15 protein-coding genes and 1 tRNA gene are annotated in these 13616 nt (G+C 59.3%); 10 read left to right on the forward strand and 6 right to left on the reverse strand.

The window, feature by feature from the left end:
- Positions 1-254: 254 nt before the first annotated feature.
- Genes cysS through ACR0IM_RS02010 form a run of 3 tightly spaced genes read left to right on the forward strand, consistent with a single transcriptional unit; the run spans position 255 to position 4065 of the window.
- The gene (cysS, locus tag ACR0IM_RS02000; RefSeq protein ID WP_480680669.1) at positions 255-1652 is read left to right on the forward strand and encodes a cysteine--tRNA ligase; all 1398 of its coding nucleotides are present in this window, start codon (positions 255-257) and stop codon (positions 1650-1652) included.
- Positions 1652-3286, forward strand: a complete 1635-nt coding sequence (gene cimA / locus ACR0IM_RS02005) for a citramalate synthase (RefSeq protein ID WP_480680670.1) — start codon at positions 1652-1654, stop codon at positions 3284-3286. Before cysS ends, cimA begins: the two co-directional genes overlap by 1 nt.
- A 2-nt stretch (positions 3287-3288) precedes the next feature.
- On the forward strand, positions 3289-4065 hold the full coding sequence (locus ACR0IM_RS02010) for a phytoene/squalene synthase family protein (RefSeq protein ID WP_480681432.1): 777 nt from the start codon (positions 3289-3291) through the stop codon (positions 4063-4065).
- A 3-nt stretch (positions 4066-4068) separates the two neighbouring features.
- On the opposite strand, the gene ACR0IM_RS02015 is transcribed toward ACR0IM_RS02010, so the two are convergent.
- Complete coding sequence (locus ACR0IM_RS02015; protein WP_480680671.1) at positions 4069-5295, reverse strand: MFS transporter; 1227 nt, start codon at positions 5293-5295, stop codon at positions 4069-4071.
- Positions 5296-5391: 96 nt separating this feature from the next.
- On the opposite strand from ACR0IM_RS02015, the gene ACR0IM_RS02020 reads away from it, so the two are divergent.
- From ACR0IM_RS02020 to ACR0IM_RS02035, 4 genes are read left to right on the forward strand one after another with little or no spacing between them, the layout of a single operon-like run.
- The gene (locus ACR0IM_RS02020; protein WP_480680672.1) at positions 5392-6024 is read left to right on the forward strand and encodes a DNA-3-methyladenine glycosylase family protein; all 633 of its coding nucleotides are present in this window, start codon (positions 5392-5394) and stop codon (positions 6022-6024) included.
- Positions 6021-6686, forward strand: coding sequence for an alpha/beta hydrolase (locus tag ACR0IM_RS02025; protein WP_170325027.1), 666 nt, complete (start codon positions 6021-6023; stop codon positions 6684-6686). Before ACR0IM_RS02020 ends, ACR0IM_RS02025 begins: the two co-directional genes overlap by 4 nt.
- Before the next feature lie 2 nt (positions 6687-6688).
- The gene (locus ACR0IM_RS02030; RefSeq protein WP_480589140.1) at positions 6689-7192 is read left to right on the forward strand and encodes an N-acetyltransferase family protein; all 504 of its coding nucleotides are present in this window, start codon (positions 6689-6691) and stop codon (positions 7190-7192) included.
- Positions 7186-7488, forward strand: coding sequence for a putative quinol monooxygenase (locus tag ACR0IM_RS02035; protein ID WP_480589138.1), 303 nt, complete (start codon positions 7186-7188; stop codon positions 7486-7488). Before ACR0IM_RS02030 ends, ACR0IM_RS02035 begins: the two co-directional genes overlap by 7 nt.
- A gap of 4 nt (positions 7489-7492) precedes the next feature.
- Here the strand turns inward: ACR0IM_RS02035 and ACR0IM_RS02040 are convergent, their stop codons facing one another.
- Positions 7493-7918 (reverse strand): VOC family protein, encoded by a 426-nt coding sequence (locus ACR0IM_RS02040; protein WP_480589136.1) that lies wholly within the window; start codon positions 7916-7918, stop codon positions 7493-7495.
- A gap of 31 nt (positions 7919-7949) precedes the next feature.
- Entirely contained in the window at positions 7950-8555 is a 606-nt protein-coding gene (locus ACR0IM_RS02045; protein WP_480589134.1) for a pseudouridine synthase, read from the reverse strand.
- A gap of 213 nt (positions 8556-8768) precedes the next feature.
- Between ACR0IM_RS02045 and ACR0IM_RS02050 the strand changes: the two genes are divergently transcribed.
- Entirely contained in the window at positions 8769-9356 is a 588-nt protein-coding gene (locus ACR0IM_RS02050) for an HNH endonuclease (protein WP_480589132.1), read from the forward strand.
- Here the strand turns inward: ACR0IM_RS02050 and ACR0IM_RS02055 are convergent.
- Both ACR0IM_RS02055 and ACR0IM_RS02060 read right to left on the reverse strand, forming a co-directional pair.
- Positions 9353-9820: a disulfide bond formation protein B gene (locus ACR0IM_RS02055; RefSeq protein WP_480640331.1), complete on the reverse strand. Its 468-nt coding sequence runs from the start codon at positions 9818-9820 to the stop codon at positions 9353-9355. The genes ACR0IM_RS02050 and ACR0IM_RS02055 overlap by 4 nt on opposite strands.
- Positions 9817-10395 carry a YqaA family protein gene (locus tag ACR0IM_RS02060; RefSeq protein ID WP_170399149.1) on the reverse strand — a complete coding sequence of 193 codons (579 nt, stop codon included), beginning with the start codon at positions 10393-10395 and terminating at the stop codon, positions 9817-9819. Before ACR0IM_RS02060 ends, ACR0IM_RS02055 begins: the two co-directional genes overlap by 4 nt.
- Positions 10396-10540: 145 nt before the next feature.
- Here ACR0IM_RS02060 and ACR0IM_RS02065 point away from each other — a divergent pair.
- Positions 10541-10626, forward strand: a tRNA-Leu gene (locus ACR0IM_RS02065).
- Positions 10627-10747: 121 nt separating this feature from the next.
- Here the strand turns inward: ACR0IM_RS02065 and ACR0IM_RS02070 are convergent.
- Positions 10748-12241, reverse strand: coding sequence for a BCCT family transporter (locus ACR0IM_RS02070; RefSeq protein ID WP_480680673.1), 1494 nt, complete (start codon positions 12239-12241; stop codon positions 10748-10750).
- A gap of 402 nt (positions 12242-12643) precedes the next feature.
- Here ACR0IM_RS02070 and ACR0IM_RS02075 point away from each other — a divergent pair, with 402 nt between their 5' ends.
- Entirely contained in the window at positions 12644-13612 is a 969-nt protein-coding gene (locus ACR0IM_RS02075; RefSeq protein WP_480680674.1) for a TAXI family TRAP transporter solute-binding subunit, read from the forward strand.
- Positions 13613-13616: the final 4 nt, after the last annotated feature.

Here is a 13616-nt window from a genome sequence, read left to right on the forward strand (position 1 = left end):
GTCTGGTGTCTTGCACAGACTGGGACAGAGGCGTTCGGGATTGTCAATCAGCAACGCCGAGGCGCGGAACTCGGGGCTTGGCGCAGGCCGATCTGCGTGCTACTGGGACAATATGAACCGGATGACCTGCATCATTATCTGCTGCATTACCTGCTGATTTATCAAGCGGGCCGGTTTCTTTCGTTTTCATCCCTGAGACAAGTTGCTAAGCCCGCGCCAACGCGAGAAGCCACGCTGTCTTTAGGAGCCGACCGATGACGACGATCAAACTGCACAACACACGGACGCGGACGAAAGAGGATTTCGTACCGATCAGCGCCGACAATGTGCGGATGTATGTCTGTGGGCCTACGGTTTATGATCGCGCTCATCTGGGCAATGCGCGGCCTGTAGTGGTGTTTGACGTGCTTTATCGCTTGCTGCGGCATACCTTCGGCGCGGATCACGTGACCTATGTGCGCAACTTCACCGACGTGGACGACAAGATCAACGCAACCGCGCTGGCGCGGCAACAGGCTGGAGCTAAGGGCACGCTGGAGCAGTTGGTGCAGGAACGCTCGGACGAAACTATCGGCTGGTATCTGCACGACATGGGTGCCCTTGGGGCGCTGGAGCCCAATGAAATGCCGCGCGCCACGCAATACATTGCGCAGATGATTGCGATGATTGAGGATCTGATCGCCAAGGGCCATGCTTACGCGGCCGAAGGACACGTTCTGTTCGCCGTAGACAGTTGGAAAGAGCATTACGGCGAATTGTCCGGCCGATCCGTCGATGACATGATCGCAGGCGCGCGGGTCGAAGTCGCGCCCTATAAGAAAAACCCGATGGATTTCGTGCTGTGGAAACCCTCGACCGATGAACTGCCGGGCTGGGACAGCCCATGGGGTCGTGGTCGTCCGGGCTGGCACATCGAATGCTCGGCCATGAGCTATGAGCTGCTGGGCGAAAGCTTTGATATTCACGGCGGCGGCAACGACCTGATGTTCCCACACCATGAAAACGAGATCGCGCAAAGCAAGTGCGCGCACCCGCACGGTGAGTTCGCGCGGTATTGGCTGCATAACGAGATGTTGCAAGTGGAAGGCAAGAAGATGTCCAAGTCACTGGGCAACTTCTTCACGGTGCATGACTTGTTGGAGCAGGGCGTGCCCGGTGAGGTGATCCGCTTTGTCTTCCTGCAGACGCATTATCGCAAGCCGATGGACTGGACCGAGAAAAAGGCCCGCGAGGCTGAGGCAACGCTGCGCAAGTGGCGGGCGCTGACAGCGGGCATCGAGCCCGCCGCCAGCGCGGCCCCCGCCGTCGTCACTGCGCTAAGCGATGACCTGAACACAGCGGGCGCCCTGACAGAGTTGCACCGTTTGGCTGCAGATGGTGATGCGGCGGGATTGTTGGCGAGCGCGCAGGTGCTGGGTCTATTGTCATTGGAAATGGGAGCATGGGCTGACACAGCGTCGGTGGACCTGTCGTCTCACGCAGATCGGTTGGCCGATGCCCGCGCGAGCGCAATGCAGAACAAGGACTTCTCGGAGGTTGATCGCCTGAAAGCGGCCTATGTTGCAGCAGGGCTGGAAGTGCGCATGAGCAAGGACGGGGTCGAACTGGTTCCGGGTACAGGGTTCGATGCGACCAAGCTGGAGGGCGTTTGATGACCAAAGAACGTCTCTATCTCTACGACACCACCTTGCGCGACGGGCAGCAGACGCAGGGTGTCCAGTTCTCGACCGCCGAGAAAGTGCAAATCGCGCAGGCTTTGGATGAGTTGGGCGTGGACTATATCGAAGGAGGGTGGCCTGGCGCGAACCCAACGGACAGCGCGTTTTTCGAAGTTGCGCCGAAAACCTCGGCGCGATTGACCGCCTTTGGGATGACCAAGCGGTCGGGCCGGTCGGCTGACAATGACGACGTATTGGCCGCAGTGATGAACGCGGGCACGCAAGCGGTGTGTCTGGTCGGCAAGTCGCATGATTACCACGTCACCCACGCGCTTGGGATTTCGCTGGAGGAGAATGTCGAGAACGTCCGCGCGTCGGTCGCTCATATCGTGGCACAGGGGCGTGAGGCGATGTTCGATGCCGAGCACTTTTTTGATGGCTATAAGGACAACCCTGACTATGCGGTCGACGTATGCCGGGCGGCGTTGGACGCCGGGGCACGCTGGGTCGTGCTGTGCGATACCAATGGCGGAGCGCTGCCCGCCGAGGTGACGAAGATCGTGTCCGAGGTGATAGCAGCCGGATTACCGGGTGACCGCTTGGGCATCCACACCCACAATGATACCGAGAATGCGGTGGCTTGCTCATTGGCTGCTGTCGATGCGGGGGCGCGGCAGATTCAGGGCACGTTGAACGGATTGGGTGAGCGCTGTGGTAACGCCAACCTGACGGCGCTGATTCCGACGCTGTTGATGAAAGAACCCTATGCTTCGGGCTTTGAGACAGGTGTCAGCTTGCAGGCTTTGGGTGGACTGACGCGCATCAGCCGGATGCTGGACGACATCCTGAACCGTGTGCCCAGCAAGCAATCGGCCTATGTCGGCGCTTCGGCCTTTGCGCATAAGGCGGGGCTACATGCCAGTGCGATCGTCAAGGACCCGTCGACTTATGAGCATGTTGACCCGGCCTCGGTCGGGAATGCGCGGATCATTCCGATGTCGAACCAGGCGGGGCAGTCGAACCTGCGCAAACGCCTGACCGAGGCCGGTCTAGTCGTAGAAAAAAACGACCCGGCACTGGGGCGCATTCTGGATCGGATCAAACAGCGTGAGGCCGAGGGGTATTCCTATGACACTGCCCAGGCCAGTTTCGAGCTGCTGGCGCGGGATGAGCTGAGACAGTTGCCCGAGTTTTTCGAGGTCAAACGTTACAAGGTCACAGTCGAGCGTCGCAAGAACAAATACAACAAGATGGTCAGCCTGTCCGAAGCCGTGGTTGTTGTGAAGGTGGATGGGGAAAAGAAACTTTCGGTCAGTGAGTCCATGGATGAAAACGGCAGCGACCGGGGGCCTGTGAACGCACTGGCCAAGGCGCTGGCCAAGGATTTGGGGCAATATTCTCAGGTTCTGGCCGATATGAAGCTGGTCGACTTCAAGGTCCGCATAACGCAGGGCGGGACCGAGGCGGTGACTCGCGTGATCATCGACAGCGAGGACGGGCAGGGTCGGCGATGGTCGACCGTGGGCGTCAGTGCGAACATAGTCGATGCATCGTTCGAGGCGCTGCTGGACGCGATCCAGTGGAAGTTGGTGCGTGATTGCGGATCGCGGACGGCGGTGGCTGAGTGACCGTGGAATTCGACGACGACGTTAAGGCTTGCGCGGAACTGGTGCATCGCGCCGATCCTGACCGGTTCATGGCAGCCATGGCAGCGCCGGTCTCGGTGCGACCGAAGTTGTTTCCGCTTTATGCGCTGAATGTCGAGGTCGCTCGCGCGCCGTGGGTTACGCAAGAGGCGATGATTGCCGAGATGCGGCTGCAATGGTGGCGTGATGCGCTACAGGAGATCGCCGAAGGCAAGCCTGTGCGCAGGCACGAGGTCGTGACGCCGTTGAAACAGGTTCTGTCGCCGCATCTGGCCGCCATGCTGGATGAGTATGTTACCGTCAGGCGTTGGGACATTTACCGCGATCCATTTGAGGATGAGGCGCATTTCGACGCTTATATAAACCATTCTGCGGGAACTCTGATGGTTGCGTCGGCGCAGGTATTGGGCGCTGCGGACGAGGCCGTGCTGCGCGACTTTGGCTATGGCGTCGGCGTGGCGAACTGGTTGCGTGCCATTCCCGATCTTGAGGCAAGGGGGCGTATTCCCTTGCTGGACGGCACTCCGGAAGGTGTCCGGGCAATTGCGCAGAAGGCGGTGGACAGGCTTCGGCGGGCGCGATCCAATGCCTCCGCTGTTTCTGCAGATGCCCGGCCCGCGCTTTACGCCGGGTGGCAGGCAGAGTGGGTTTTGCGTCAGGCCGTTGCCCGCCCGGATCGGGTGGCCGCGGGGGATCTATCGCAAGGTGAAATACGGCGCAGATTGTCACTAATGTGGACCGTGGCCAGCGGGCGCTGGTAGGGTTTAGATGGTTTCCGCTTCGGACGGTTTCAGGACCAGCCAAAGCAGCGCGCCGCCCGCCAATGTCAGAAGCGGGATCATGGCGAGGTTCACCGCCGTCCAGCCCTCGGCTGCCGAACCGCCCGAGCAGTTCATCAACCCGCCCGAGGCCAGCGACGCAAGTGTGACACCGCCAAACACCAACAGGTCGTTCAGCCCCTGCATCCGACCGCGTTCGTTTACATCATGCGAGGAGGCCAGCATGGTGGTCGCACCGATAAAGCCAAAGTTCCAGCCGACCCCCAGCAGGATCAGGGCGATGAAGAAATTGCTCAAATCGACACCCTGCAGGGCAACCACGCCTGCACCAGCCAGAATAGCGAGACCGAGGGCTACGATTTTCTCGACCCCAAAACGCGCGATGAGCTGGCCGGTGAAAAAGCTGGGGAGGAACATAGCGAAGACGTGTCCGCGTACAATGTCAGCCGCGTTTCCATCTGTATAGCCACATCCGACTACGGCTAGCGGTGTCGCGGTCATTACCAAATTCATTAGCGCATAAGATACCATGGCGCAGATGATCGCCACGGCGATGCGCGGAGTTCTGAGCATCTCCAACCGGGTCCGACCTTGGGGTGCGTCCTCTTTTGGTTTTTCAGGCGTAGGGATGTCGAGGAAAAAGAACAGCACCGAGCCGAAAACGTTCAGAGCGATCACCGCCATGTAGGTGCCAAGAAATGGGATTACATAAGCAGTTGAAGTCAGTTTGTATATCTCAGGCCCAATAAGGGCTGCGGCCAGACCGCCCGCCATAACATACGAGATGGCTTTTGGTCTAAAAGCATCCGATGCAGTGTCGGCGGCTGCAAAGCGGTAGAATCCATGCGCGCTCATGTAGATGCCGGTTAACAGGCTGCCAAAAAGGAAGACGGGGAACGATCCGAGATAAAGCCCGTAGGCTCCCAAAAAGCCGCCACAGGCCCCCGCTGTGGCGCCCACCAGAAACCCTGCACGCCGTCCCCAGCGCTGCATGATCGCCGAAATAGGTGTGGCCGCCAGCATAGACCCCAGCACGATCAGCGAAATGGGAAGGGTGGCCAAACAGGCATTTGCCGCCAACGATTGTCCCGCAAGCCCGCCAGCGATGAAGATCATAGGCATTTGGGCGCCCAGAATGGCCTGCGCTGCCACCAAAACGGCGACGTTGCGTTTGGCCTGGCTGTTGTCCGGGGTGGTGGCGGTCAGTGTCATGCGCCTATGGGTATCCGCGAAAACTCAGCCGCACAAGCGGGTTGCATATGCGGCAAAGCAGCCTAACGTGCACGTGATCATCAGGCCGGAGCACGCATGTCCGTAGGACGTATCATCGAAACCAACGACTGTGTGTCGGAAGGGGCCGCGTGGCTGGCCGAAACGTGTCCGCGCATGGCTTATGCGATGGACCAAACCGGGCCATTGCCCTTGCGTCGCCGTCCGGATGGGTTTGCGCAGCTGCTCAGTGCGATTGTCAGCCAGCAAGTCAGCGTGGCTTCGGCCAATGCGATCTGGAAACGGCTGCAGGACGCCAAGCTTACCGGACCGCGCAAGATCATGTGGGCAACCGATGACGATCTGCGCGCCGTGGGGCTGAGCCGCCAGAAAATCCGATACGCCCGCGCGTTGGCCGAAGCACGTATTGATTACAACGCCTTACGCGACGCTCCTGATGCGGATGTCATCACTGTGTTGACCGAGGTTCCCGGCATCGGTGTCTGGACTGCCGAGATCTACGCGATGTTCTCGCTGGGCCGAGCTGACGTGATCGCGCCGGGCGATCTGGCGCTTCAGGAAGCCGCGCGCATTCTCTACGATTTGCCCAAACGCCCGACCGACAAGGAATTGCGACAGATGGCCGAGGCCTGGTCGCCGTGGCGGTCGGTTGCGGCGCGTGTGTTGTGGGCCTATTACCGGGTGGCCAAAGAACGAGAAGGGATCAGATGACACGGGTTTTGAATGCGCTCCGAAAAGAGCCGGTTTCGGGCGACACACGCTCGGTCGTGGTGTTCGTTCACGGCTATGGGGCCAATGGCGCCGACTTGCTGGGTCTGGCTGATCCGCTGGGCGAACACCTGCCGGATACCCTGTTCGTCGCCCCCGACGCGCCCGAGCAAATCCCCGGAATGCCAAACGGCTATCAATGGTTCCCGATCCCGTGGATCGACGGCTCGTCCGAGGAGGAATCGCGGCGCGGCATGGAAATGGCCGCCGACGATTTCAACGCCTTCCTTGATGCGCTGATGGTGGACGAAGACGTGCTGCCTGAACAGGTTGTTCTGTTCGGGTTCTCGCAAGGCACGATGATGAGTTTGCATGTCGCCCCGCGTCGCGAGGATCCGGTTGCAGGAATCGTTGCCTTCTCGGGCCGGTTGTTGGAACCCGATCTGCTGCCCGATGAAACGGTCAGCCGGATGCCGATCCTGCTGGTGCACGGGGATTCCGACGACGTTGTGCCGCCGCAATCGCTGCCCGAAGCCGCCGAAGCCCTGCAAGCGGCGGATTTCAAGGAAATCTACGCGCATGTGATGAAGGGCACTGGCCACGGAATCGCGCCTGACGGCCTGAGCGTCGCGCTGGCTTTCATGCGCGACAAGCTGAGCCTGTAGCCATGATCGCGGTCCGCCCCATGATGCCCGAGGATTTAAGCGCGGCTTGCCGCATCCTCAACGATATCATCGAGATCGGAGGCTCGACCGCGTTTGAAATCCCGTTCTCCGAAGCCCTGTTTGCGCAGAGTTACCTAGGTGGAGCGGATGTGATTTGCTGCCACGTCGCCTTGGACGATCAGGGTGAGGTGGCAGGATTCCAATGGCTGGGGGCGCATGATGCGCTGCCCGAGGATTGCGCCGATATCGCAACTTTCACCCGCCGCGCGCCGGTGCTGAAAGGCGCCGGGCGTGCGCTGTTCGCGGAAACCGCCAAATATGCCGCCGGGGTTGGACTGAACGCAATCAGCGCAACAATTCGCGCCGATAATGGAATGGGGTTGGGATATTACGACAAGATGGGGTTCCGTGACTATTCGGTCGCCTATGGGGTGCCGTTGCGGGACGGGCGACCGGTCGACAGAATCACCAAAAGGTTTGATCTGAGAAAGGACATGCTGTGTTGATCGTGACCGGAACAGTGGAAATCTCGCCCGAAGGCGTTGAAAAAGCAGACAAAGCGGCGCAAGCGATGGTGGCCGAGACAGTGAAGGAGCCCGGCTGTCTGGTTTACGAGTTCAGCCGGATTCTGGGGCAACCCACACAGTTTCGCGTTTATGAGGAATGGCAGGATCAAGCCGCTTTGGAGGCTCATTTTGCCGCGCCGCACATGGCGGTGTTTCAGGCTGTTTTGGCTGAGGTCGGTGTCGTCTCAAGCGACATCTACCGCGTTGTCGGTGGAGAAAAGCAACCTCTGCGTTAACGCGTCAATCCCACAGATGGCCTTCAGCAAATTCGACGGAATTGCCGGACGGGTCGCGCACGTAAAGCGAACGCGCGCCGCCGGGCCAGTCGAATTCGGCATCCACCGGGACGTTCCAGTCCAGAAGATGTTTGCGCATCACGTCAATCTCATCGCGTGTCAGGATCAGGCAGACATGACCGGGACCGCGCGCGCCATGGGGCGGGACGGGCAGGTCGGGGTTTGTGGGTGGCTTCTCGGTTTCATCCGCATTGAACAACAACAGGACCGAGCCGCCAACACGGAAGAACACGTGCCGGTCTGCCACGCGTTGAATTTTCCGCAACGCCAGGATCTCGCCATAGAACCGCTCTGCCGCATCCAGGTCATCGACGTAAAGCGCGGCCTCGAGAACTCCGGTGGGCGCGGGTATGTCCGGTGTGACTTTCATTCCGTAAGTATATCACAATACGCGGTTTTTGTCACCGCCGCAGGCGCCGGTCCCGTTTCCGCTGTGGTGCTGAGTTCAACGCGGGAGTAGGCAAACTGTCCCATTGACCGGGTTCCAACCCCTCTAACGACCAGTCGCCAATTCGGGCGCGGATCAGACGTAAAGTCGGGTGTCCCACGGTCGCTGTCATCCGCCGGACCTGCCTGTTTTTCCCCTCGCGCAGGGTCAGTTCGATCCAGCAATCCGGAACTGTCTGACGTACCCGGATCGGTGGGGTGCGCGGCCAAAGCCCTTCAGGTTCGTCGATGAGGCGCGCTTTGGCGGGGCGAGTCAGGCCGTCTTTCAGTTCGACACCGTCACGCAGGGCTTTGAGGGTCGCAGCATCCGGCAGACCCTCAACCTGAACCCAGTAGGTTTTGGCCATCTTGTGCTTGGGGTCAGATATCTGAGCTTGCAGCCGCCCGTTGTCGGTCAGCAGCATCAGCCCTTCGCTATCCCGGTCCAGACGTCCGGCCGGGTAGACCCCGGGCAGGTCGATATAGTCAGACAGGGTGCTGCGCGGCGATTCTGCATTCGCGCGGTCGGTAAACTGCGGCAGCACGTCGAAGGGTTTGTTGAATCGAATGAACCAGCTCATGCTCCTCGCCATAGCCCGCAGGCCACGTTGGCGCAACCTGTGGATAACTGTCACGTCTTTGTTACGATTACGACATACCCAGTACCCGAGATATTGTGGAAACTCAGGGCTTGTCAGAGTTTTAACACGATATATAGTTAAGTTAAGGCCGGGGCGGGGGTTCCCCGCTCTGATGTCAAAAACGGGCAGAGCAGAGCGAGGAGCGATTCTGATATGGATGGAGATTTCAGAACCGAATTTGTCAGGGAACCCGGTGCGCTCAAGCATCATCCGGCATTGGTTTTGAACGCCGACTATCGCCCCTTGTCCTATTACCCGTTATCCCTGTGGCCGTGGCAAGAGGCGATAAAGGCGGCCTGGCTGGACAGGGTGGATATTGTGGCCGAGTACGACGAGGTCGTCCGAAGCCCGAGTACCGAGATACGAATACCGTCGGTCGTTGTCCTGAAAGATTATGTGAAACCCAGAAAGCGCGTGGCCTTCACGCGCTTTAATTTATTCCTACGGGACGAATTCTGTTGTCAGTACTGCGGCAGCCGTGGCGATCTGACCTTTGACCATGTGGTACCTCGGGCCGCAGGTGGCGTGACAAGCTGGCAAAACGTGGTTGCGGCCTGCAGCCCCTGTAACCTGAAAAAAGGGTCGAAGTCGCTTCGGCAGGCAGGGATGACATTGCGCAAGCCTCCGCGCCAGCCGGATGCAGAAGCCTTGCGGAACGTCGGGCGAAAGTTCCCGCCGAACCACCTGCATGACAGTTGGATCGATTTTCTTTATTGGGATGCGGAGTTGGACGAGCTTTAGCGGCCCACCCGCCACGCGGCGATCCAGACCAGCATCAGAACGCCCGACAGGATGGCGTTCCACCCGGCCATCGAAATACCCATCAATTGCCACGGGATGTCATCACAACGCACCAGTGGGGCGGACATGATCTGATCCATCAACTCCTGAGTCGACAAGCCGCCGATATCACCGGAGGTGCAGCTTGTGGGACCCTCCCACCATTTTTGCTCGACCCCGGCGTGGAACACGCCGATGGCTGCGGTTGACAGTGCGGCGAGTGCGCCCAGCAGGGGCAGCAGATTTATACGGGGTAGCGCCAGCGCCACTGCTCCGATCAAAATGGCCGCACCGTGCGGATACCGCTGCCAGATGCACATTTTGCACGGTGCCAGCCCGCCGAGATGCTGAAAACCCCATGCCCCAAGTAGAAGTGCCACGGAACCGCAGGTCGCGATCAGGACCAGAATGTTTTTGCGTGTCATAGGTATCTCACTACAAGGAACCCGCCGAACAGAAGCACAACGAACAAGGTGAACATAAGGCCAAGGCGTTTTTCAATGAAGGCCCGGATCGGCTCGCCGAAGCCCCAAAGCAGGCCAGCGACCACGAAAAAGCGCAGCGCGCGGGCAAGGATCGAAGTGGCGATAAAGGTGCCCAAAGGCATCCCGGTCCAGCCCGACATGATGGTGATGACCTTATAGGGGAAGGGCGTCACACCGGCACCCAGAACGGCCCAGAAGCCGAAATCGTTGAAGCGGGTGTTGAACTCTTCCATGGCATGGGCCTTGCCCATTGATTCCAGAATCGGCTGACCGATGCTTTCGTAAAAGAAGGCACCGATGGCATAGCCCAACAGGCCCCCCAGAACCGAGGCGACCAGAGCGACCGTCGCAATCAACCACGCGCGCGACGGGCGGGCCAGGATCATTGGAATCATCAGCACATCCGGCGGGATCGGAAAGACCGAACTTTCGATAAAGGCGACAAAGGCCAGCGCCCACAGGGCGTGCGGATGTTCGGCCAGACGAATGGTCCAGTCATAAAGCGAGCGCAACATATGGTGCTAAATTCCTGTTCTAACGTTGCGCAAGCCAAACCACGCGCCCGGTGAGGCGTCAACCGTTGCAGCGAAAACAAACTGGATTTGGGTTGGTTTTTGCCTCTGGACCTTCCCGGCCATGGACGCTAATCCAGTGTTCGTGGCCCAAGTGGCGGAATGGTAGACGCAGGGGATTCAAAATCCCCCGCCTTCACGGGCGTGAGAGTTCGAGTCTCTCCTTGGGCACCACCTCAGATTAATGACGAGAACACGCGATGTGTTCACGGATCGTGTCGCAAACTCAGCCAGATCAGAAACCCGATATAGGCGAAAACTGTTAGGTTCAGTAGCGTGTCGATGAATTGACCAGTCATCTTCGTTCCTCACGCGTCAGGCTTTTGAAGAGGCAGATCACAAGGATCGGAACGATAAACACGAAGGCCATGGCCGACAGTGCGATGATCGACCGGACCAGGGAAATATCCCCCACCAATATCATGGCAAGCCCCAATGCGCCCAGAATCAACCCCCAGACCGTACGGACGCCCGGAGATGGATTGTCGCCGCCGCCGGTGCCAATCATCGCCAGAGTGAACCCGGCGCTGACGACGCTGGTGACTACGAACAGGAAGGCCGCCAGGATTGTTGCTGTCTGCGTCAGGCCGCTGAATGGGAACTTGGCAAGAAGGGCAAAGGTTGTCGCGTCCAGATTTTCGGCATTGACGGCGGATAAGGCACCGTCCTGCCGCAACGCATCGAAAAAACCCAACCCGCCAAAGATGCCGAACCACAGAATCGAGAACAGGGTGGGGGCGACGATGACCCCGATCAGGAACTCTCGGATGGTGCGCCCACGTGATATGCGCGCGATGAAGATGCCCACAAAGGGGGACCAGGCCAGCCACCAGATCATGTAGTTCAGGGTCCAGCCGTGAAACCAGTCGACGATGGTGTCGTCAAAGAACTCTGCTGTTGAAAATCCCGCAGGCAGGACCTTGAACACGTAACGCCCGAACCCGGCAACGATATCGTTCATCAGAAATGAAGTCGGACCGAGGACCAGCAGATAAACCATCATCCCGACGGCAATCAGCATGGCGGCATTGGACAGCAGGGACATCCCCTCTCCAAGGTCCCGCCGCAAGGGGATGATGAACGCGACACAGAGCGCGGCAAAAACAGGGAGTGTCAGCCTTCCGGGTGTTTCGACGCCGATCAGACCCGCCAATCCGGTCTGTATCTGAAACACGCCCATCGCCATCGATCCCGCCAAACCGACGGCAATCGCGACAATCGACAGCAGATCGAACATCCACCCCATCGCCTTGACCCAGTGCGCCTCACCCAGTGCATCGGTCAGGGGCGCGCTCAGCAGCAAGGTGCGGTGTCGACGATAGGCGAAATAGGCAATGACCAGCCCGACGATCGCGTAGATCGCCCAAGCGTGAAAGCCCCAGTTCAGATAGGTCACGAACAGCGCATAACTTGCGGCTTCGGGGTCGGGGTTGTACTGTCGCAGAACTTCGAAATGGGTCAGTGGTTCAGCCGCGCCGTAGAACAGAAGCCCGACCCCCATTCCGGCCGCAAACAGCATGGCGATCCAGGCCGGGGTCGAGAATTCAGGCTCGGCACCGTCCGGGCCAAGGCGAATGTCGCCGAACCGCGACAGGGCCAGATACAGCGCCACAAAGAGCAGGCCGCTGACCTCGAGCATGATGAACCAGCCACGGCTGTTGAACTGTGTTGCCACCGCTTCTGATGCGAGACGTCCCAATCCTTGTGGGTCGGCGATACCCCAGACCGCAATCGCCGCGCTGATGACAAGGGCGATGACAAGCAAGGGGCTGGGCGAGGGGCGCTTCATCCGCGGTCCTTCTTTCGGTGTCGGAGCAAATTCCTTTATTGCCGTGCGGTTACAGAGATGTACCAAGGCTGCACGAAGACTAGAGGCACGGTTCGCGACATTCAAAAGAATAATATCTGGAGGTGGTTGCGCCTGTGGGAGGACTTTTCACGCCTTCAAGCCGGTTGGTGGGGGGAAACTTTGGAAAAACCCCTCAGATATGCAGCTTGGGGCGGTTGGGCCACGCGCGGGGGTTGACAAGTTGAGTGTCTGAATGAAACGTCGAAGATGTTGGGAGATTTTGAAAATTCAGGCGCTTGCACCTGTTGCAACATGCTGGCGCTTGCCTTAACCGGCGGGGTCCCTGGAGGGGGGATCGCCGGGCGATCTCCCATACACCATAAGAATTGGGAGTTCTCAAAAATGAAAAACAGCAGCAAGCTCAGCCTCGGCGCGGTCGTCACTGCGGCCCTTACGGCTCCGGCAGCATATGCGGAAGAATTCATCACCATCGGCACCGGCGGCGTGACCGGTGTGTATTACCCGACCGGTGGCGCGATCTGCCGTCTGGTCAATAAGGGCCGCAAGGAACACGGCGTACGTTGCTCGGTCGAGTCAACCGGTGGTTCGGTCTACAACATCAACACCATTCGCGAAGGCGAACTGGAATTCGGTGTGGCGCAGTCCGACTGGCAGTACCACGCCTATAACGGCAGCTCGAAATTCGAAGAGGCTGGCCCGTTCGAAGGTCTGCGCGCCGTGTTCTCGGTACACCCTGAGCCGTTCACCGTTGTCGCCCGTGCGGATTCCGGTATCGCCAACTTTGAAGACCTGAAGGGCAAGCGCGTCAACATCGGTAACCCCGGTTCCGGTCAGCGCGGCACTATGGAGGTTTTGCTGGGCGAACTGGGTTGGACCACCGACGATTTCGAGCTGGCGACCGAGCTGAAAGCGGCTGAACAGTCCGCGGCGCTGTGCGACAACCAGATTGACGCGATGGTCTACACCGTCGGTCACCCCTCGGGTTCGATCCAGGAAGCCACCACAGCGTGTGACTCGGTTCTGGTGAACGTGAGCGGTGACGCGGTGAACAAGCTGGTCGACGACAACTCGTTCTATCGTACTGCGACCATCCCCGGCGGCATGTACCGCGGTTCGGATGGTGATACCGCAACCTTTGGTGTCGGCGCGACCTTCGTGACCTCGGCTGACGTGTCGGAAGACGCGGTTTATGCGGTTGTCAGTTCGGTCTTCGAAAACTTCGACGACTTCAAAAAGCTGCACCCGGCATTTGCCAACCTCAAGCCCGAAGAAATGATCGCAGATGGCCTGTCGGCTCCGCTGCATCCGGGTGCTGAGAAGTACTACAAAGAAAAAGGCTGGATTCAGTAAGCCA

The sequence above is a fragment of the Ruegeria sp. BF6 genome, assembly GCF_056538665.1.

Coding starts and splice junctions, on each gene's coding strand:
- cysS (WP_480680669.1), top strand. CDS start 255: ATGACGACGATCAAACTGCACAACACACGGACGCGGACGAAAGAGGAT.
- cimA (WP_480680670.1), top strand. CDS start 1,652: ATGACCAAAGAACGTCTCTATCTCTACGACACCACCTTGCGCGACGGG.
- ACR0IM_RS02015 (WP_480680671.1), bottom strand. CDS start 5,295: ATGACACTGACCGCCACCACCCCGGACAACAGCCAGGCCAAACGCAAC.
- ACR0IM_RS02020 (WP_480680672.1), top strand. CDS start 5,392: ATGTCCGTAGGACGTATCATCGAAACCAACGACTGTGTGTCGGAAGGG.
- ACR0IM_RS02025 (WP_170325027.1), top strand. CDS start 6,021: ATGACACGGGTTTTGAATGCGCTCCGAAAAGAGCCGGTTTCGGGCGAC.
- ACR0IM_RS02030 (WP_480589140.1), top strand. CDS start 6,689: ATGATCGCGGTCCGCCCCATGATGCCCGAGGATTTAAGCGCGGCTTGC.
- ACR0IM_RS02040 (WP_480589136.1), bottom strand. CDS start 7,918: ATGAAAGTCACACCGGACATACCCGCGCCCACCGGAGTTCTCGAGGCC.
- ACR0IM_RS02045 (WP_480589134.1), bottom strand. CDS start 8,555: ATGAGCTGGTTCATTCGATTCAACAAACCCTTCGACGTGCTGCCGCAG.
- ACR0IM_RS02050 (WP_480589132.1), top strand. CDS start 8,769: ATGGATGGAGATTTCAGAACCGAATTTGTCAGGGAACCCGGTGCGCTC.
- ACR0IM_RS02055 (WP_480640331.1), bottom strand. CDS start 9,820: ATGACACGCAAAAACATTCTGGTCCTGATCGCGACCTGCGGTTCCGTG.
- ACR0IM_RS02060 (WP_170399149.1), bottom strand. CDS start 10,395: ATGTTGCGCTCGCTTTATGACTGGACCATTCGTCTGGCCGAACATCCG.
- ACR0IM_RS02070 (WP_480680673.1), bottom strand. CDS start 12,241: ATGAAGCGCCCCTCGCCCAGCCCCTTGCTTGTCATCGCCCTTGTCATC.
- ACR0IM_RS02075 (WP_480680674.1), top strand. CDS start 12,644: ATGAAAAACAGCAGCAAGCTCAGCCTCGGCGCGGTCGTCACTGCGGCC.